17 protein-coding genes are annotated in these 19,945 nt (G+C 39.7%); 6 read left to right on the top strand and 11 right to left on the bottom strand.

The features are described from left to right. Positions 1-75: 75 nt before the first annotated feature. Positions 76-1,938: an NAD(P)H-quinone oxidoreductase subunit F gene (locus UYC_RS0109665; RefSeq protein WP_016877143.1), complete on the bottom strand. Its 1,863-nt coding sequence runs from the start codon at positions 1,936-1,938 to the stop codon at positions 76-78. 831 nt (positions 1,939-2,769) lie between these two features. Between UYC_RS0109665 and UYC_RS0109655 the strand changes: the two genes are divergently transcribed. Beyond that, entirely contained in the window at positions 2,770-3,390 is a 621-nt protein-coding gene (locus UYC_RS0109655; protein ID WP_016877145.1) for a hypothetical protein, read from the top strand. Positions 3,391-3,397: 7 nt separating this feature from the next. On the opposite strand, the gene UYC_RS38850 is transcribed toward UYC_RS0109655, so the two are convergent. From UYC_RS38850 to UYC_RS0109640, 3 genes are all read right to left on the bottom strand, one after another. Further along, positions 3,398-3,571 (bottom strand): hypothetical protein, encoded by a 174-nt coding sequence (locus UYC_RS38850; protein ID WP_016877146.1) that lies wholly within the window; start codon positions 3,569-3,571, stop codon positions 3,398-3,400. 79 nt (positions 3,572-3,650) lie between these two features. Beyond that, positions 3,651-4,292, bottom strand: coding sequence for a Uma2 family endonuclease (locus UYC_RS0109645; protein WP_016877147.1), 642 nt, complete (start codon positions 4,290-4,292; stop codon positions 3,651-3,653). A 72-nt stretch (positions 4,293-4,364) separates the two neighbouring features. Beyond that, entirely contained in the window at positions 4,365-4,700 is a 336-nt protein-coding gene (locus tag UYC_RS0109640) for a hypothetical protein (protein ID WP_016877148.1), read from the bottom strand. 130 nt (positions 4,701-4,830) lie between these two features. On the opposite strand from UYC_RS0109640, the gene UYC_RS0109635 reads away from it, so the two are divergent. Then, positions 4,831-6,384, top strand: a complete 1,554-nt coding sequence (locus UYC_RS0109635) for an FAD-dependent oxidoreductase (RefSeq protein ID WP_026087639.1) — start codon at positions 4,831-4,833, stop codon at positions 6,382-6,384. Positions 6,385-6,605: 221 nt separating this feature from the next. Here UYC_RS0109635 and UYC_RS0109630 read toward each other — a convergent pair whose 3' ends face one another. After that, positions 6,606-7,601: an iron-siderophore ABC transporter substrate-binding protein gene (locus UYC_RS0109630; RefSeq protein WP_235083028.1), complete on the bottom strand. Its 996-nt coding sequence runs from the start codon at positions 7,599-7,601 to the stop codon at positions 6,606-6,608. An 8-nt stretch (positions 7,602-7,609) separates the two neighbouring features. After that, positions 7,610-10,195 carry a TonB-dependent siderophore receptor gene (locus tag UYC_RS0109625; protein ID WP_016877151.1) on the bottom strand — a complete coding sequence of 862 codons (2,586 nt, stop codon included), beginning with the start codon at positions 10,193-10,195 and terminating at the stop codon, positions 7,610-7,612. Between the two features lie 244 nt (positions 10,196-10,439). Between UYC_RS0109625 and UYC_RS0109620 the strand changes: the two genes are divergently transcribed. Beyond that, positions 10,440-11,417: a DUF4351 domain-containing protein gene (locus tag UYC_RS0109620; RefSeq protein WP_016877152.1), complete on the top strand. Its 978-nt coding sequence runs from the start codon at positions 10,440-10,442 to the stop codon at positions 11,415-11,417. A 5-nt stretch (positions 11,418-11,422) separates the two neighbouring features. Here UYC_RS0109620 and UYC_RS0109615 read toward each other — a convergent pair whose 3' ends face one another. Together UYC_RS0109615 and UYC_RS38555 are read right to left on the bottom strand one after the other, a co-directional pair. Then, positions 11,423-12,412 carry a helix-turn-helix transcriptional regulator gene (locus tag UYC_RS0109615; protein WP_016877153.1) on the bottom strand — a complete coding sequence of 330 codons (990 nt, stop codon included), beginning with the start codon at positions 12,410-12,412 and terminating at the stop codon, positions 11,423-11,425. 255 nt (positions 12,413-12,667) lie between these two features. After that, positions 12,668-13,108: a hypothetical protein gene (locus UYC_RS38555; protein ID WP_162138999.1), complete on the bottom strand. Its 441-nt coding sequence runs from the start codon at positions 13,106-13,108 to the stop codon at positions 12,668-12,670. Between the two features lie 125 nt (positions 13,109-13,233). Here UYC_RS38555 and UYC_RS0109610 point away from each other — a divergent pair, with 125 nt between their 5' ends. Next, positions 13,234-14,163, top strand: a complete 930-nt coding sequence (locus UYC_RS0109610; RefSeq protein ID WP_016877154.1) for a HEAT repeat domain-containing protein — start codon at positions 13,234-13,236, stop codon at positions 14,161-14,163. Positions 14,164-14,236: 73 nt separating this feature from the next. On the opposite strand, the gene UYC_RS0109605 is transcribed toward UYC_RS0109610, so the two are convergent. The 3 genes from UYC_RS0109605 to UYC_RS0109595 all read right to left on the bottom strand — a co-directional run bounded on the left by UYC_RS0109605 (position 14,237) and on the right by UYC_RS0109595 (position 16,787). After that, positions 14,237-15,076 (bottom strand): tetratricopeptide repeat protein, encoded by an 840-nt coding sequence (locus UYC_RS0109605; RefSeq protein ID WP_016877155.1) that lies wholly within the window; start codon positions 15,074-15,076, stop codon positions 14,237-14,239. Positions 15,077-15,196: 120 nt separating this feature from the next. Next, a complete protein-coding gene (locus UYC_RS0109600) occupies positions 15,197-16,117 on the bottom strand; it encodes a ribonuclease D (RefSeq protein WP_016877156.1) in 921 nt (306 codons plus the stop codon). A 130-nt stretch (positions 16,118-16,247) separates the two neighbouring features. Further along, positions 16,248-16,787, bottom strand: coding sequence for a GAF domain-containing protein (locus tag UYC_RS0109595; RefSeq protein ID WP_026087640.1), 540 nt, complete (start codon positions 16,785-16,787; stop codon positions 16,248-16,250). A gap of 482 nt (positions 16,788-17,269) precedes the next feature. Between UYC_RS0109595 and UYC_RS0109590 the strand changes: the two genes are divergently transcribed. Beyond that, positions 17,270-18,493 (top strand): ATPase/DNA packaging protein, encoded by a 1,224-nt coding sequence (locus UYC_RS0109590; protein WP_016877158.1) that lies wholly within the window; start codon positions 17,270-17,272, stop codon positions 18,491-18,493. Then, positions 18,490-19,935, top strand: coding sequence for a WD40 repeat domain-containing protein (locus UYC_RS0109585; protein ID WP_016877159.1), 1,446 nt, complete (start codon positions 18,490-18,492; stop codon positions 19,933-19,935). Before UYC_RS0109590 ends, UYC_RS0109585 begins: the two co-directional genes overlap by 4 nt. Positions 19,936-19,945: the final 10 nt, after the last annotated feature.

The raw sequence follows: 19,945 nt of genomic DNA, 5'->3' as shown, positions 1-19,945 counted from the left end.
GAGACTTTAAAAACTGACAGACAAATTGTTAATTGTTAATCGTGGTTAGCCATTAGCCATTAGCTATTAGCCAAACTAAAACATCAATTCCAAAAACTGATTTCCCCAGAATGGCCAAGTAACAAACATTCCTAGAATACCAACTCCAAGCAGTACTGTGAAAGCATAAAATTGAGTTTGCCCGGAGGTAATATACTTGAGAGTTTCACCACCACCAATAGAAGCCAAACCAACTAAATTAACGATGCCATCGACTACAAAGCGGTCAACAATATCGGCTAATTTAGAAAGCAGGTCAACACTCAAAACTATGCTCATCCGATAGAGTTTTGGAGTGTAAAAATCGTAGGCAATCAAATCTTGTAAAGGCTGCCAAGGTAGGCGAATTGGTTTGGGAATAATATTGCTGAGATAAACTACACAACTGATGCTGCAACCAAAAATACTCGACCACATCAGTAGTAAAGCTACATCTTTATTTAGACTTGCCCAACTGGGTAGAAGTGATAAACTTTGCAACACCAAAGGCAGATGTAGAACAAAACCCAATAAAATCATCATGGGTAGAGCCATAGGCCAGTGAACTTCTGGCGATCGCTCGCTCATTGGCTTGGGTTTACCACCAAAAATCAAGCAGAATTCCCTTGTTAAACTAAAGGCTGTTAAAACGTTGACTGCAATTACCACTCCTACTAGCCAAGGTTTTATTTCCCACAGCCCTGAAGCTAATTTCAACAATGCCCAAAAGCTTCCTAATGGTGGAAAACCAATTAATCCCAGAGTTCCAATTATATAGGCAAGCCCTGACATCGGACGGCGCGACCACAACCCACCTAGTTGGGTAACATTTTGAGTAATACTGTTCCAGATAATTCCACCAGTACTCATTACCAACAATGCTGACGAGAGGGCGTGGGTAAGTACCAACAACAGCGCGGCTTCATCTTGCTGAGTGCCTACAGCAATAAACACCAAACCCATATAGGTGCTTACTGAATAGGATAAGCAGCGTTTAATATCAATTTGAGCGATCGCAATTATTGAACCACCAAGCGCCGTGACTGCACCAATAGTTACCATTGCGCTAGAGGCAAACGGCGACAGACTCAAAACAGGTTGTAGCTTAATCAATACCCAAGCACCACTCGCAACTACCACCGAGTTCCGCAAAATCGTACTGGGAACAGGCCCTTCCATGGCCTCATCTAACCACAAATGTAGGGGAAATTGAGCGCATTTGCCCATCGGCCCGGCAATTAGTGCCAAACCAACCAGTGCCATGAGTGTGGGGTTAACATTGGCAGTCGCCGCCCAATTAGCTAATTCGGTATAATTCCAAGTTCCAGCTAAAGGCCATATTGCCAGTACCCCCATCAGCAGAAATAAGTCGCCTACGCGTTTAGTTAAGAAGGCATCTCTAGCACCAGTAACTACCAAAGGCTGGCTAAACCACAGCCCGACTAACAAGTAGGTTCCTAAAGTCAGGATTTCCAGAATTACATAGCTAAAGAATAAGTTGTTGCAAAGGGCTAAAGCACACAATCCTGCTTCAAATAAACCCAGCAGAGAATAAAAACGCGCCCAACCCCAATCCATTTCCATGTAGCCAATGGCGAAAATCTGTGCCAGCAAATTCAAGCCAGCAATCACCACCATTGCACCTACACTTACCGAGGAAATTTCTAAATCGATAGAGAGGTTTAAACCAGCAACACTCAACCAAGGTATGGACACTTCATAAGGTGGCTGACTCCACGCGGCTTGAAATGCCAATGTAGAATGCAGTAACGCGAAAAATGTCATGATTAAATTGACATAACCCGCAGGTCTTGGCCCGGTGCGGCGAATAATTCCCGGCGACCAAGGTACAGCAAGCAATCCACCAATTAAAGCGTAACAAGGCACCAGCCAAACAGTTTCAAGCAAGAATTGAGCCATTGACTCATTCACCTCTAAAATTTGCAGCAAAACAAAGAGCGGCTGTGAAAACACAACCGTTGCTTACAGGCAAAGTATGTATGAGAAAAATTTAATTTTTGTTTAATCTCTATTAAAGATAGATTAGCCTTATATGTCCAAAAAAGGAATCACTTAACCTAAATAATTAAACGATATTTGCTCTAATAAATACTTATATATTTATTATCTGATAATTACCATTGTATTAACTCTATGGTTTATTTCTTGGTTGAAATTTATACACTATCAAACTTGGGATGGATGCGAGCGAAGGCAGAAGGCAGAAGGAATAAAAATTTTCATGCCCTCTTTGTGTGATTTATCAAATAACCGTCTTGCACTAGCTCCAACAGCCTAGAGGCGGCAGCCCACAAACCCTCTTAACCCTCCCTCGTTACCACGTTGAACTTGGTAACGAGAACTAGAGCAAGAGTGCTTTCTCAAAAAGCTCAACGACAAGTATTTAAATCTGGGCAATGAGTCTTAGCATCTCAGCGATGAGTTTCTGAATTTCAATAATGAGTATTTGAACCTCGATGACGAGTATTTGAACTTCGTCGATGAATCTTTGAACCTCGATGACGAGTCTTGGCACTTCGAGGATGAGTTGTATATCTCCAGACTTACAGCCTGAGGGCAATTTGCCAAAACAGGATGCTCCTAAATTGTTTATGATAAGGTCGTTACCGTTCAGATAAGACCAAAACCTTTATCAAGACGGCTATGTAGAGACGCAAAATTTCGCGTTTCTACACATCACAAATCTCACTAAAAATCCTTAGCTGAAATGTATTATATTATGAGGTCGATATGGCTTTTAGTAGCTACAAAACTATAGGTGAAGTTCTCAAAGCTTTTCAAGTTATTTATACGGAAGCGAACTTTGTTGTAGAAATTCCGTTTGATATCTCTAATTACTTTCGTGAAGACTTAGAAACAGTCATGCGCGAAGGAGTTGTTGATAACTCAGAGTTTGCAATCTGTGAAAATTTAATTTACCCAGTTCTCAAAGAAGTTTGGAAGCGCTACAGCAGCAAATTTATTTTGTGGAGCCATCAATCTCTCAACTACGATGAAAAATTATCTGGTTTTCCTGAATACATTCTGGCAAAGAGGTCACCTCTAGGAAAAGTTGTATTTGACAAACCTTACTTTATTTTAGTAGAAGCAAAACAGGATAACTTTGAAGCAGGTTGGGCGCAATGTCTAGCAGAAATGATTGCTGCTGGGAGACTTAATAATGAGCTGCAAATTACTATATATGGTATTGTTTCTAATGGAGGATTATGGCAATTTAGCAAACTCGAAGGAAATTCATTTACTAGAAATATTGCTCCTTACACAATTTATGAGCTAGAAAAACTCTTTGCTGCTGTTAATTATGTTTTCCAACAGTGTGAATCGCAACTCAATAATTTAGTGGCAGCTTAATTTTGCATCAACTATTAGTATGGTATTGAGTAACTATCGATACTGGTTGCTCAACTTCACTGATGGGAGCAGGTTTCATTTCTCCCCGAAAGTCGAGGATTTGAACAAGTAGAAGGTAGGCGATCGCTAAAATAATTGAAATAGCACCTGTAATAATGGCAACAATTTTTGAGCGTTTCATCAGTATTTACTAAATTACTTTTAACAGTTCATTGAACTTAACAATCAATAATATTCTCCGCCTTGGTGCGTTTGTTTGTCTACTTATTACCGGAAATTTGCTGTTTCACCCAAGCGCGGAAAGTACGGGTAGTAGTATTTTCCCCATCCTTTTTGGTTTGTTGAATAAACCGGGGAATTTCCCTCACGGGTATAGAAGCAAATGTAGGGCTAAACTCAACTTCTGAATATTGCCCTTCCCTAAGTATGTAAACTCGCAGCACGCTTCCGTTGAATCGCCAAAACTCAGGTACAGCGATCGCAGCATAAATTTTTAGCTTGTCTACTTTTGGCTGAGAGTATTCGACCTCTAGCACCAAATCTGGCGGTGGATCAATAGCTAGATCTATGTTTTCTTTGTCTCTCACCAAAGATTCATTTTGAATGTAGTAGCTGCTATCAGGCTCTCCTCCTCGTTCCACATTATCTCGCGTTAAAGTCAGGGAGCCAGTTCGTTTAAACTCTAATCCCAACTCTTCACACAATACAACAACAAAACCTTCAATGATACGATTTGAGTTTTCGTGTGGCATTAGTGGAGTCATAATTTCTAATGTTCCATTGTCATAAGCTAGCCTGGCGCTTCTATTGGTTCCCATATCCGCCAGCATGGCTTTAAATGTTTGCCAGCTAATGTTTTCAAGCACAGTTCTAGTTTCTGCAAGTGGTGCTGTTGCGACCATAGCAAGTAGGCTCCTACAGGTGTCTTAGTCAAGTGAACTTGATGGGTTAAGAGTTTTTTATGTATAGAAGAATTATTCTCTACGGTTTTGCCGTTGTACAATCAGCAAATCTGCACGGGCTTGTGTAATCAGCGATTTGTACATATTTATACCACTGCGTTGAATTGAAGACTGACTTGACAGCCGATGTTCTGGATTGTGGATGTCAATCCAATCAAGTTGTGTTTTCGCTACTTGTGCCACGGCTTGTAAGCGATGTTCGTCACTAGTGGCATGGGCAAAATGCATAGCAGCAACTAGCGTATGGTATGCTGTTTCGTAATATGCGTTTTCTAAAGCCTCCTGGCTAAGTGCCATCAGCCGCGAATAGATATCACCGTGTTTGCTTTTCACTACATCTTGAGTCATGTTCTTGTGCTTTGGTGACTATTTTTTAGTGTAAAGCCGTTGCTCCATTTCCACCCAAATTAAATATTCTTAACCAATGCAGGAACGCGATACTAGTTAGTAATATCGCGTGTATTTTTGGTTAGTTCCTATGTCTTTGACTGAAGAAATTCTTGCTCAACTACCGGGCGATGTTTTAGGAGGGTTGCGTCGTGCCGATCACATCTTAACATCCATCAAGTCTGGAACCGCACCAGTGCCGATGGTAGTCAAAGAAAGTCAGCAAAATTTAGGTGCTGTAGATTGGGATGTTTTAGTTTGCGGTGGTACTTTGGGCATTTTCATTGGTTGTGCCTTAGCTTTGCAGGGAGTGCGAGTGGCATTAATTGAGCGGGGAATTTTGCGAGGAAGGGAGCAAGAATGGAATATTTCTCGCCATGAATTACAAGTTTTTGTGCAACTAGGCTTGTTAACAGATGCAGAATTAGAAAAAGCGATCGCCACAGAATACAATCCCGCCAGAGTCGGCTTTCACAATGGTGTAAAAGTTTGGGTGCAAGATGTATTGAATATTGGTGTAGATCCAGTTTATTTACTGGAAACCTTAAAACAAAGATTTCTTGCTGCTGGTGGCAAGTTATTTGAAAACACGCCTTTTGATGAGGTAGTAGTTCATCCTGATGGAGTAATTGTCAACAACCAATATAAAGCCAGGTTGTTAATTGATGCGATGGGGCATCTTTCGGCGATCGCTCAACAAGCACGGCAAGGACAAAAACCAGATGCCATATGCTTGGTTGTCGGAAGTTGCGCTCAAGGTTTTCCTAACAACAGCACTGGTGATTTATTGTTGTCGTTTACACCCATGCAAAACCAATGCCAATACTTCTGGGAAGCTTTTCCTGCTAGAGATGGCAGAACTACGTATATGTTTACCTACATGGATGCAGAGCCACAACGGCTGGGTTTAGAAGCTCTGTTTGAGGATTATTTGCGTTTAATGCCGAAGTATCAAGGTGTAGAATTAAACCAGCTAACATTTCAAAGAGCGCTATTTGGCTTCTTTCCTTCTTATCGCCAAAGCCCACTGCAAACCCCTTGGAGCCGCATTTTAGCAGTAGGAGATAGCAGCGGGAGCCAATCACCTCTGAGTTTTGGGGGTTTTGGTGCAATGATACGTCACTTGCAGCGTTTAACTCAAGGCATTTATGAAGCACTGCAAACCAATCAATTATCTGCCAAGGCGCTAGGATTACTGCAACCATACCAACCGAATTTAAGTGTTACTTGGCTATTTCAAAGGGCAATGAGTGTTGGCGTGGATCAAAAAATTGCTCCCGATCAAATTAATCAATTGCTCTCAGCAGTATTTGCGGAAATGCAAAGCTTGGGCGAACCCGTATTAAAACCATTTTTACAAGATGTAGTAAATTTTTCGGGACTAACGCAAACACTATTAAAAACGAATTTTGCACATCCGGAAATAGTTGTCAAAATTATTCCGCAAGTAGGTTTAGTAGCTTTGCTGGATTGGATGATTCATTACGGTAATTTAGGGATTTATTCTCTATTACTTAGATTGAGCAAAAACTTAGAACCTTGGGAAAAGAATTTACCCAGTACTGCTAAATACTATTGGCATCGATGGGTTGATGCATGGAAGTTTGGTTCTGGGGGTGATTATTCAGATGATGTAAAGAAATAGGTAAAATCGTACCACTGATATTATATCGGTTAATCAAACTGAATAAAAATGTTTGCTCGTAGTGAGGACTTTAGTCCTCAAGCCAGGACTGAATTACTTACTACAAACTGTTTATTATGGGTGATTTAGTGGACATCATATGAAAGGTGGATTTTCTAGTTGTTCTTCAGATTAATGGTGGTAGAATTTATAGATTAATAGGGTGTGTTTGTTTATGATAATTAAGGGCTGTTGACTAGGTATTTCTCTAGGTCATCAAGAATAGCGTTAATCGCAAAAATATCTGAATTATGCCAATGTCCGCCTACAAAATAAACTTTATTTTTTTGAAAAACTTCGAGTTGTGACCATAAAGGACTTTGTTTAAGCTTATCTAACGTCTTGCGATCATCTTCCCTTCCCCAAGATACAAAGAAGAGAACGTCCCCATCAATATCAAATATTTTTTCCTTAGATATATTTTCGATATAGAATATATCCCTTCTCTGTGATTTGGGACGTTGCAGACCAATATCCTTCAACACTGACCCAGAGAAGTGCTTTTCTCCATAAGACCAAATGCCATATTCTGAAGATGTATTTGCAATAGATACCTCCATAGTTTTACGGCGATTCTCTTTTGGAGATCCTGCACCAATATCCAAAGCTTGCTTAAGTTTTTCCACCCTTTGCCAATACTCATCCATTAATTGTTTACTAACCTCTTGTTTCCCCAAAACAGTAGCAAGTTCCCTTAATTGCTCTTTCCAGGTTGGGGGAGGAAAAGGTATGTTTAATACAACCGTAGGCGCGATGTATGATAGCTGTTTGTAAATACCTTTCAACCCAGAGCTAGACACAATTAAGTCCGGTTTGAGTTGTAAGATTTTTTCGATATCAGGGGAATTCAATCCTCCTACAGACTCTACTTGGTCTACTTTACCTTGAAGATACTTTGGAAGGGGAAAACCTGGAACATATGCCGAGGCAATAGGTCGAATACCTAGTGCCAAACTATTGGCTAAAGTATCTGATCTAAGAGTCACGACTCGTTGAGGGTTGCGAGGAATGCAAGTGTTACCCATCACGTGTTGCACGATTCGGCAATCCTCAACAGGCTGTTTATAGCCATTAATACTGGTATCGTTAGTTGCGTTGCAAGCCGAAACCAGTATGACTGTTAAGATACTCAAAAGCATCAGATGGGTGAAGCGGCGTAAAGAGATACTCGTGAACATCTAACACCCTAAAACTGCCATGAAATAGTGCCTTGAACGGTAAAAGGTTCGCCTGGAGCAACAAGTGTTCCAGAGCCAAATCGGCTTGTATAATACTCTACATCGAACAGATTACGGAAATTTACGGCAGCACGAAATTGCTCACGTTCGTAGAAAATTGCTGCATCGGTGCGGAAGTAACTGGGTAGCTCCAAAGTATTAGCCAAATCTGCTGCTCTTTCTCCAAAATAATAAAAGCCTAAACCAAACCCCAGCCCTTGCAAATCACCTTTTTGGATTCTGTAGGTTGTCCATAGGTTGAAAGAGTGTTCGGGAGCAGCAAATAATCGATTGCCAACTGGAATATTATTATCTTTGGTGACTCTAGCATCGGTGTAGGCATAGCCAGCAATAATATTCCATCCCGGTAAAATTTCGCCACTAATATCTAACTCAATCCCTCGACTGTTTTGTTCTCCAGTTTGAACTGAAAAATCAGGATTATTTGGATCAGTTGTCGTCACATTGGAGCGGGTTAAATCATAGAAGGCGAGGGTAGTAGAAAGTTTGCTGGTCAAGTCAGCTTTGATCCCGACTTCATACTGCGTCCCTCGCTCTGGTTGGAACGCTTCTCCCGTGGCAGATGTACCGATTGTAGGAGTAAATGATCGCGCGAAACTGGCATACAAAGAAATGGGCTGGATCGGCTGATAAACAATCCCCACTCGTGGACTAAATGCGGTGTCTGATTGATTAGTTTCTACGTTTGTCAGTCGATTCGTCGTGCGCTCCTCAAAGAAATCCACCCGTCCGCCTAGCAGAAGTTTCAAGTTTTCAGCGAGAGTAATTTGATCTTGGAGGTAGATACCAAGAGTGTCTCTAGTAATAAACCTAGAAGAGTTGGGAATACCAGTAGGGACAACCCTTTGGTCATAGACTGGATTGAAGATGTCTACTGGGGCAGCAGGAATCCCAAATTCAAAACGGAGATCAGTTGTATTTCGACTCAAACTAAAGCCAAATAGCAGTTGATGATTGATTGAACCAGTGTTGAATTTACCCAGTAAGTTGGTATCTAGATAATAGTAATCGTAAAATTGACTGCCAATAATAGCCCTTCTATTCAGCGTGCGATTATCAGCCGCCAGGCTAGTAGGATTGAAATCAGGCGCTCCACCTCGGTCATCGTCATTGTAAAATCTATAACGGAAGGCATTTCGCAACTTCCAGTTTTCGTTAAATCGATGCTCTAAGCGGTACCCCACTCTGCCAGCAATAGTTAGGTTATCTGTTACCGGCCCTTTTGAGCTAAAACTACGGCGTACTCTTCCATTCGGGTTCGGTAATACAGTACCCACTGCTGGCAATCCTGGAGGTTGCTGTCCATTTCTTTCCATTCTGTTCACATCACTCTCTATAACTAAGTCTGTATTTTGACTCAGGCTCAAGCTCAAACTGGGAGCGATGGAAAGCTTTGTAAATTCGTTAAAGTCAACGAAAGTCTCAGCACTCCGATAACCAGCAATGAATCTGTAGAGAGCCGTTCTAGAATCATTTAACGGCCCAGTGAGGTCGATGGTTCCCTGATAATCATTAAAACTACCAATCGTTGCACTGATTTCATAAAACGGATCGCGCAGGGGTTGTTTCGTCACAAAGTTGATCGCTCCACCAAGACCACCTTCCCCATACAAAACGGAGGCTGGGCCCTTCAACACTTCTAGCCGTTCTACATTGACAAAACTACTATCGCTCAGTATGTCCTCAGGTATCCCGTTTACGAGACTGTTGCCATAAATTTCAAAACCTCGGATCGTAAAATTGTCTCTACTTCCAGCCAATCCAGGACTAATTGGGTTTACACCACTAACGTTTTCCAATCCATCTGTGATGCTTCTAGCTTGACGGTCTCGCAGTACCTGTTGCGGCACCACCTGAATAGATTGGGGAATATCCCGTAGAGGTGTATCGGTTCTCGTTCCCACTGAGGCATCTGGTATGCGATAGTTGTCTTGCTCACCCGTCACAACCAACTCAATTGGCTCATCTTGCTGTGCTGCCGGTTCCTCTGATTGTGGTGTTTCCGGCTGCTGTGGTGGCTGCGTTGCTGTTGCAGCAGAAGTAATCTCAAAGACCAGCCCTGCATTATCATCAAATAACTCAACTGTAGGTAAAGCCTTCTCACCAGCCACAACTACCCGCACAGTATTTGTATCAATATTTGTAACTGTTATCTCAGTAATTTCACTATTTGGTTTTTCGGAACGGAATGTGGCTTCTCCCGATGGTAAACGCAACTGAGCATTAGATATATCTGCAATAAAATTATTACCTGTACTGCGATTTGTAACTTGCAGTTTCTCCCCTTGTGCTGTTTCTAAAATTACCTCCACACCTTTATCTGTGGGATTTGCTTTCACAGCGGTAATGGTTACAGTCTCTTGACTTGGAGTTTGTACTAACTGATACGCGCTGCTACTAAAAAATTCTACTTGATTGAGATATGGAATCTTACTGCTAGATATTTGGGCATTTTCAGCGATCGCAACATTGATAGCCACCACCCAAGCCGATCCAGATACAAATAATATTGATAGTAACTTTTGTAACTTCATTGATGACTCTCACACCTGTATTTTAGGAAGACTATTGCTATAGAGAAATCTTCTCAAGTAGAAATTAAGGTGAGTTTAGAGTTTTTTCAGGCTGCGAGTCTATCTAAAAATGGCGGTTAATTATCCCAAAAAAGTAGTTTTAGTTCCAAAATCTATCTCTGGTGACATTTGGCTATAATTTTTGTTGACAGTGGACGACGGGCAGCGCACCATCCCCTATGATTGAATCTCTACCAATCAACTCATGACCGAGGAACTCCAAAGAGTCGATAATGATTCGCCGTGGAAAGAAATCCTAGAAGCCTACTTTCCCCAAGCCATGCATTTTTTCTTTCCCCAAACAGCTGCACTAATTGATTGGGAACGTCCCTACGAATTTCTCGATAAGGAATTTCAACAAATTGCCCGCGAAGCCGAACTCGGTAGAAGATATGCAGATAAGTTAGTCAAAGTTTGGCAACTTCAAGGAGAGGAGATTTGGCTGTTAATTCATGTCGAAATCCAAGCCACACCAGAAGATAATTTTGCACAAAGGATGTTTTCCTACAACCTGCGAATTTTTGACAAATTTGCCAAACCAGCCATTAGCCTAGCAATTTTGTGCGATGCAGACTTGAAATGGCGACCAAATCAATACAGTTACAATTACCCTGATTGTAGACTGCACTTTCGATTTGGAACAGTCAAACTGCTGGATTATCAAAATCGATGGAGTGAATTACAAGATAGTGATAATCCGTTTGCGACAGTGGTAATGGCGCATCTCAAGACGCAGCAAACCACCAAACAGCTCTTAGAACGTAAGGTTTGGAAGTTTAGCTTAATTCGACGATTGTATGAACAAGGATTGCAAGAAAGGGAGATTCGTAACCTCTATCGATTTATTGATTGGGTTATGATTTTACCAAAAGGATTAGAAGCAGAATTTTGGCAAGAGTTTAAACAATTTGAGCAGGAGCTTCGTATGAGTTACATAACAACAGGTGAGCGCATTGGCTACGAGCGGGGTAAGGAAGAGGGCAAACTCGAAGGCAAACTCGAAGGTGAGCAAGCACTTGTCCTACGGTTACTGCAAAAACGGGTGGGAGATTTACCCCAAGAAGTTCAACAACAGATTCACAGTCTTTCGCTAGAACAGTTGGAAGCACTGGGAGAGGCTTTATTAGATTTTAAGGCGATCGCTGACTTACTCAACTGGCTACAAACAAATCACAAAATCTAGATTGCTCACACCTTACCCTTGAGACAATCACGGGGACTAATTCCAAACATCCGTTTAAATGCTGCCGAAAATTGCCCTAAGTGGGAATATCCTACACAATTTGCCACATCAGCTACGCGCATATTACCTTCATACAGCAAAAGACGTGCTTGTTCCATGCGGTATTGATGTAAATATTGAAAAGCACTTTTCCCAAAAACTTTCTGGAAACCCTGTTTTAACTGATAGGGGCTGAGTCCAACATTTTCTGCTAATTCCATCATAGATGGAGGATTTTCCATCCGGCTTTCTAAAAGCTCCTTGGCTTGATAAATTCTCTCAATTACAGTCCGCTTTGGTTTGTCTGGGTGACTTTGGATAGCTTCTCCCGTTATGTCCTGTTGCAATCGTAAAGCTATTAGTTCCAGCACTTTAGATTCTAAATAAATCTGTTTAACCAAACCTTGAAAGGGACATTGCCAAATTTGCTGCAAACTCACCTGCATTTGAGTAGTAATTGTCCCCACATGAGTATAATATTCTTCATCTGGTTGGTGAAATAGATGTTTTAGTGGTGCAAGAATTGCATCATCTTGAATACCAAATAATGTTTTAAATAATTCTGGTTGAATATGAATATCAATTTCTTGATTGGGTTGTGGGATGTTAAATAACATCCTGGGAGAAAATCCACAACCGCACAAAGCTGTTTGTCCAGCTTTTACCGAGGCATATTCAATGTTGCTGATCCCGTAACCTCTTAGTCTAAAATAAAACTGCAAAGGATGTTCTTGTGCCTCGGAAATTTCGGTTATATGAGTTTCATGATTTTGATAATCTCTAATTGTGAGAAGAAATCCCTGATGTAGCTTAATATCTTTAATGTAACCATGAGCTAATTCATGGGGATAGTCTATGAGGTTTTCGGAAAAATAATTACCTGCATTGAGAATTGAACTTTCTGCCACTGGGGGAAATGGATTTGTATTATCTGGCTGTAAAATGGTGTTTGACATGGAAAATTAGCAAAACAGAAGTAACAAAAGTTTTGCAAGACAAATAATAATTGTTTGCAATAAGCATACAGGATTTTCCCTTGACTTTCAACAGGTAAATGTATCTGCGCGATTAAGGGCTGTTGACGAGGTATTTAAAAAGGTCATCAATTACTGCATCAGTTCCAAGTAAAAGTGACAACACGCTGGGGGTTAATGGGAACACAAGTTTCTCCGATTGTGTGTTTAATGATGCGACATTCTACGGCTGGTGGTTTAGGTGAAAAGGATATATTTTGAGGTGTGTGATAATTGCAAAAGAGCCGCCTTATTTTTGTAAGCCGATGCATTAACGATGCAAGCCGATGCATTAACGATGCAAGCCGATGCGTTAACAATGTAAGCCGATACATTAACAATGCAAGCCGATGCATTAACGATGCAAGCCGATGCGTTAACAATGTAAGCTGATACATTAACAATGTAAGTCGATGCATTAACAATGTAAGTCGATGCATTAACAATGCGAGCCGATACATTAACAATGCAGGAGGTTGTTTTTATATGGCAATACGGTTCAGTTGTCACCATTATTAATAACCGTAAGGTGGGCACTGTCCACAATGTAACAATAAGGGTTTGAGGAAAGTTAGGTAGTGCCCACCCTATAAAAATTGCTGGCAGCCCAAGAAAGCATTGATTGAGGCTCCGCCTCATAATTTTCATCACCATGTAGAGCATGGTAATGAGAAAAATGAGAAAATTTTGTTCAGGTGACGTTCGTAATTAAAACGGTGAGTTGTGTATTCATCTTCAAGATGAAATTATTCACCCATATATTTATGATTCAATTTACGAACCGAAAATTCCCAACTAAATCTCGTTTGAATATAATTGCTTCCCAGATGGCAGTAGGTTTGCTATGCCTCTCATCGCCCTTGGTTGTAACTAGCACTAGCTGGGCACAGCAGGCATCGGAAGTACCACTGACAAACTCTCCTGACGTTAGAATATCTGTACCTCTACAGGGCAATAATTCTCAGCCTTCTATTAGCGTTTCTCCTGATAAAGTTTCTCCTGCGATACCAGTTTTACTTCAGGTGTTGCAAGGCAAACAACCGCAGGCGGGCTTTGATGCTAGTTCTGCAATACCTGTGTTAATTCAAGGATTACAAGGCGGTAATTCCGATGTGCGCACACAAGCTATTTCTGCTATGCCCGGAATAATTAAAGCGTTGCAGGGTGATAAACCACAAGTTCAGCCACAAGCTCAACCACAAGTTCAACCACAAGTTCAATCACAAGCTCAACCGCAAGTTCAACCGCAAGCCCAACTACAATCTAAACCAAGGACAAAAGTAGCAGGTAATTGTGTAGTAACAAATCCAGTGTCTATCGTACCTGGACTTATCAAAGGATTGAGCAATCAAGACGAAATAGTTCGCTTCTTTGCGGCTTCTGCTCTCGCCTGTATCGGAGAAGCAGCCACATCTGCGGTTCCTAACTTATTGGGTAGTTTGCAAGATCCAAATCAATCTGTGCGTTTAGTTGCTGCCTTGGCTTTGGATGCGATTGGTACAGGTTTTCAGCATACAGCTAGGCAGTTATCCTCTGGGGAATCAAGTCCTTTATTATCTAACTTTGGCTCTGTCTTGAATTTAGTCACCGATCCATTACTGAAGCTCCCACAAACTTTACTGAATCCCCAACAACAAACACCAATCCAACCACAAGGACAAATTCCCCCTCAACAACAAAGACAAAGCCCTTGAAAATTGATGATTTTACTGAGGATAACTAGAGCGATCGCTTCAAGTATGTACATGGGGCGATCGCACATAACTCCTATTGCTGCTGAAAGTCTCTGATATTGTTCATGACTTGTTTATACAACTGCTCGTTATTTTGCTGTTGAAAGATATTTGCGGCTCGTTGTAAGTCAGCAATGGCTCCTTGTTTATCTCCCAAGGTAGCGCGGGCATTGCCTCGATTATTATAAGCGGCAGCAAATTTAGGAGCAAGGCGAATGGCTTGGTCGTAATCAGCAATTGCCCCTTGTTGGTTTCCGGCGGCAGCGCGGGCATTGCCTCGATTATTGTAAGCAGCAGCATACTGGGGATTGAGGCGAATCGCTTGATCGTAATCGGAAATTGCCCCGTTTCTATCTCCTGTCGCAGCGCGGGCATTGCCCCGATTGTTGTAAGCTTCGGCATAGGAGCTAGCAAGACGAATGGCTTGATTGTAATCTTCAATTGCTCCGTTGACATCTCCTAGTGCAGCACGGGCGTTGCCACGATTATTGTAGAACTCGGCATTATTGGGATTGAGGCGAATCGCTTGGCTGTAGTCTGATATTGCTTGCTCTTTGTCTCCAATATCGAAGTGCACAAGCCCGCGACTATTATAGGCTGGGGCATAATCTGGATTAAGGTTAATCGATCTGGTAAAAGCAGCGATCGCACCTTGAGAATCTCCTTGGATATGCTTATACTGACCTTGGATGTAAAAGTCTGCTGCTTTTGATGGTTTTGATACTGGACGCCTGGGAGGACTAACTCCAATTTCTGTTACTAATACATCGTTTTTCTTAGTACAGGAAACCGTCGCCATAGCAATCAAAGCAGCCAGTGCAGTTATACTGACTACCATCCTTGTAAATTTTTGCTCCCATAAACGCAGTTTCATAAATTACAAACAACAAATATTTTGTCCTGTTATATTGGAATAATTGTTCCAACATTTTGTCATCTTTTATTTAAAGACTGCATTTAAAATATCTAAAATATTTTTAATTTGGGACAAAATTTACTTATCTTCAATGTCACTTTCATAAGTTTTCGGAGTTAATCGCCAAGCAGTAATTTTCTCTACATCTGCTGACAATTCTTCCAGGTTTTGTCCTAAGTCTTTTTGCAATTTTTGAGTCAGTGTGATGGGAAAATCTAATACAATACCTTCTGTTTGTACTAGCCTGGCTAGCTCCACAAATGATACTTTGACTGTTGTGCGCTCGTAACTAGTAAGTTTGAAGTCGGAAGTTTCCGATACATTTTGAGCTTGCATCGCCTGTTTAATTCTCTGTTGCAAATGCTCAAACTCTGAATTCAACAGTTTCCATTGCTGCTCAATTTCTTGGTATCTTGCTGCAAGTGCGCTCAAGTCTTCTTTTTCAGGATTGGGGTTGCTTTGTTGAGTAAGTTCTAGCAAACGCATATGCACCTGAGCTAGATAAATGCAGTCTAGGTAAGCATATTCTATTTGTTCTTCACTAAGAGGGCGTTTTCCCCAATCGCTACTTTGTTCTTGTTTCTCTATCTGCTGAAAATTACATAGTTTTGAGGCGAGAGTTTTAAGCTGGTAGTCTGGTAATGGCAATATATAGTATGGTATTTTTTTTGCCATTTCTAAAGTACAAGTAACATTAGTTGCTTTTTTATTACCCAAAAATTTTAAATCGTAGCTAGCATTGTGAAATACCTTTTCAATCTCAGGATTCACCATAATTTGGTTAATAAAATCAATCACAATATCAGGTTGTTCAAGTACATCTAAAATATGAATGCGATCGCCACTCATATCTTTGGGATCGTCTAATACTTGAATCAGTGACACTCTGGGATTGCGACTTTTATAATCAGCTACTTCTGTATCTATCCACAAAGTTGAGCTTTTAGTATATTCAAAAATTAGAGAACGGATAGCGCTGGCTGATGTTAAGTAGGGCATGAGAGCAGGTGGTTAGTAGTTAATAGGGGCGGGTTTTGTTGATTAACTTTCTGTTACTACCGATAACTTATCTTCTAAACCCGCCCGTACAGTAGTTAATAGTTAATTTTTACTTGTTAACCACTATCTACTAACTCTCTTGAATACAAGGTGTTGTTGCCAGAGTTTGTGCTTCTTTTTGGATCAATTCAATATCTGATGATGTCCACGAGCGAGGTGCTTGACAATGATGGGCTACTAGCAACCCCCATAAACCCTTAGGAGTTAAAACTGGTACAACTAGGTTAGCACGAACCTGCAAGTTACGAAGAAAATCTCGGTGACAACTAGCGATCGCTTCTGACTCGATATCGGGAATCGCTCTTACTCTTCCTGCCAAATATAAAGCAGCATACTCATCGTTAAAACAATTATCTGGCCCCGTGGAACCAAGAATAGAAAATTCATCAGAACTCAAGGATTCAAAGGTTACTTGCCCTTGCCACTGATAGTAAAAGTAATACAAAACCACGCGATTAACCTGGAGGCACTCTCTCAGGTGGTTTGTGGTTTGTCTCACCAACTGATCGCGCTCCATTGTAACGATTAGGCGATCGAGTACTCTTTGCAATCCCTGCTCGTAAGACTGGGTGAAACTATTGTTAAATTCCGAGTTGGAATAAGTTGGCACTGCTTTGAGATGAAGACTAGGTTAAGATTTCACATTTTCTATAATATCGTATGCGATCGCTCCACAATTCAAATCTTTAAACATCATTACTATAAAAAGAGAAAATAATTTCTAAGATTTGCTATTACCTCTGTGTATCCAGAGGTAATAGTAGTTTTTTGCTCAATAGCACAGCAAATTTTGGATGTTGCCAATTTTTTATACAAACTTAAATAGAATCATTATAACGGTTAGGAAAAGTTAAAGTTTTTTATTTAAATAAACACTTCAAGTTTAGGTTATTTATTATTTAGCTAATCTCTGTATTTTTTCTGAAAATATTTTGACGAAAATCTGAATTTGTCAGTAATTTTCCAGATGACATATGTTTTTTGGAAGTTTAAATTGAATGTAAATGAAATCAAAAATATTTTTAAGATGTTGTTTAAAATCTATTAATTTAATAATTAAATACTTTGGCATTTACTTAAGTTTAGATAATTATGAAAAAGTACAATATTATTACTCTTGGTTCAAGTGGTTCAGGTAAAACAGTATTTCTCGCGAGTTTATTTAAGCAATTATCAACTCAAGGAGAATATGGTTTTTTTCTCGATGTAGATAATCCTCTCCAAAGAAAGCTTCTTAATACATACTACACAGAAATTATTGCAGGTGATACTTGGCCAAAAGGAACTCAAGAAATCACTGATTGGACTTTTACTTGTTGTGTCAAAACCAAAGATTTATCTGTTCATCAGGCGTGTCAATTTGTTTATAAAGATTATCCAGAAAAAATGTTTTCAGGGATAGCAGCAGATGAATCTCCAGAATTAAATATTGACTTGCAACGTGAAGTTGATGAAGCTGATGCAGTATTAGCTATTCTCGACGGTCAGCAAATTCTTAGTTTATTACAAGGAAACGATGATAAATTATTTCAAATTTGGCTACTTAAAGAATTACCAGCAATTCTTAATTTACTCCAAAAATGTAAAAAAATACCTGTTCACTTTATCATTAGTAAATGGGATTTAATTATCAATAAGGGAGGTTTTGACCTCTCTGATGTTCGATATAAACTTTTAAAAAAAGTTCCAGAATTTAAAAATGTTGTTAAACAAAGAAATGATGCAAAATGTCCAGTTAGAATAATTCCTGTTAGTTCTTTAGGTATGAATTTTGCTACTTTTAAAGATGGCGAAATGAAAAAGCTATCAGGGGAAGTTCCACAACCTTTTTATATTGAAGTTCCACTTTCCTGTGTTTTGATAGATAATTTACAAATAGAAATCAACCATATTCAAGAAAAACATCGTGAAATTTCGCAAAGAAAGACTGAAGTACTGCATAAGTTCAGTCTTATAGAACAAGTAAATCAATTGGTTTCTAATACAGTTCTAAATGTTGCAGCTAATGCAGGAAGAAATCTCTTACCTGATAAATATAACTTTGATAACGACACTTTAAATAAATTACTAAATTTGACAGATAAAGGAATTCAACAAGTAGAGCAAAAAGTTCAAAGAACCCGTCAAGAAGTGGCTAAGGCAAAAGCCGAGGCTGCAAGAGAAAGTGAAAAGTTACGCCGTCAAAAAGAAGACTCTCTCAAAAAAGTCACCAATGAAGAAACTGCGTTACAGCATATAATTGATAGCTTTCTCAGAATTCGTGACAACCTTCACAGAGACTATCCAGAATCTGATTTAGGGGGAGCTGGAGTATGACTTTTCAAGCTTGGTATTTCTTAGTTAGTCGTAATTATTATCTTGATTATCGTACAATTGTTGCACCAGATTTTATCTGCCAAGCTCAGATATCTAATTTACTTGCTAGAGCCGCTAATGGAGATTTAACAGAAGAAGGAACAGCTATATGTCGAAAAATTATTGGTTCTAGTGTTGGAGATTTGACTTTAGTTTTTCAAATAGTTAAAGCGACAAAAGCAGATATTGAAATTGGTGACGAAACAACTATTCTTAGAGACCCAGTAGGACGAGAAATTTATTTGATAGAAGGATTAGTTTTTAGGGAAGCTTTAGATAAGCTAGCAATTAATCTCCAAGTTATTACATCAGTAAAATCTCAATTCAGAAAAGCTTATCGTGAATTTTTGGAATTGACTGAGCCTACTATAGCTAAATCTTCAACTGCCTTTGAATTAAATGATTTCATTGATTACAAACAGCCTTTGAAACTGAAAATAGTAGAAGCATTTCAACTCAATCAATTTTTATCATCTTCTGTTACTTATGAGAATTTAACACTTAAGCAATCTATCAAAACTGAATTCCCTATTAGTTCAATTGCTTTTAGTCCAGATGGTAAATATTTAGTTAGTCGCACAGATGAGCAAACTATTCAACAATGGGATTTAGAGAATATAGATAATCCGCAAACACTACTTCCAGGGGCTTCATCTAATTCTTTACCAAGTACAATTGTCTTTAGCCCAGATGGAAGCTTTATTGCGAGTGGAACTTATCTAAGTCGCCGAAACTCTGTTTGGCTTTGGAATTACTCCCAGAATAAAGAAGAAAAGCGTCTTCATGAAAAGGCACGGTTAGAACCTGACTTAAAGCCAGGAACACTTTTGACAGTTGCTTTTAGTCCAGATGCACAGTTACTTGTTGGTGGTAGCAAATATGGAAGTTTGATAATTTGGGATATGTTGTCTTATAAAAAAATCACTTTGGCTGATAATTTAAGTGAAGTTAAGACAATAGCCTTTGCTCCTGATGGAGAAATTTTAATTAGTGGTGAAAAGAACGGGATTATCAATATTTGGCTTCCTAAACATCGATTAAAATGTCCGCCACTAGTGACTGATTTAGCTCCAGTTAACTCCGTTGCTTTTAGCTCTGATGGAATGTTGTTGGCTATTGGCTGTGATGAAAGTTTAGAAATTTGGGATTTCAAAAATCAGAATCATATTCATTCTGCAAAACACTATAGTGAAATTAATTCTGTTGCCTTTAGCCCTGATAGCCGAGTAATTGCTACTGGGAGTAAAGATGGAAAAATTAGCATTTGGGATTTGAAAAAAGAACGTTATATATTCACCAGTTCTGAACATGAAGCTGAAGTAAGAACTGTGATTTTTAACTCTCAAAAAAATATTTTAGCTAGTTGTAGCCAAGATAAAACTATCAAGCTGTGGCAATACTGAAAGCAGGAGG

This window comes from Chlorogloeopsis fritschii PCC 6912 (genome assembly GCF_000317285.1).
Classification (GTDB): domain Bacteria; phylum Cyanobacteriota; class Cyanobacteriia; order Cyanobacteriales; family Nostocaceae; genus Chlorogloeopsis; species Chlorogloeopsis fritschii.
Note: the sequence above shows the minus strand (reverse complement) of the source record. Positions and strands in the feature narration are given on the sequence as shown.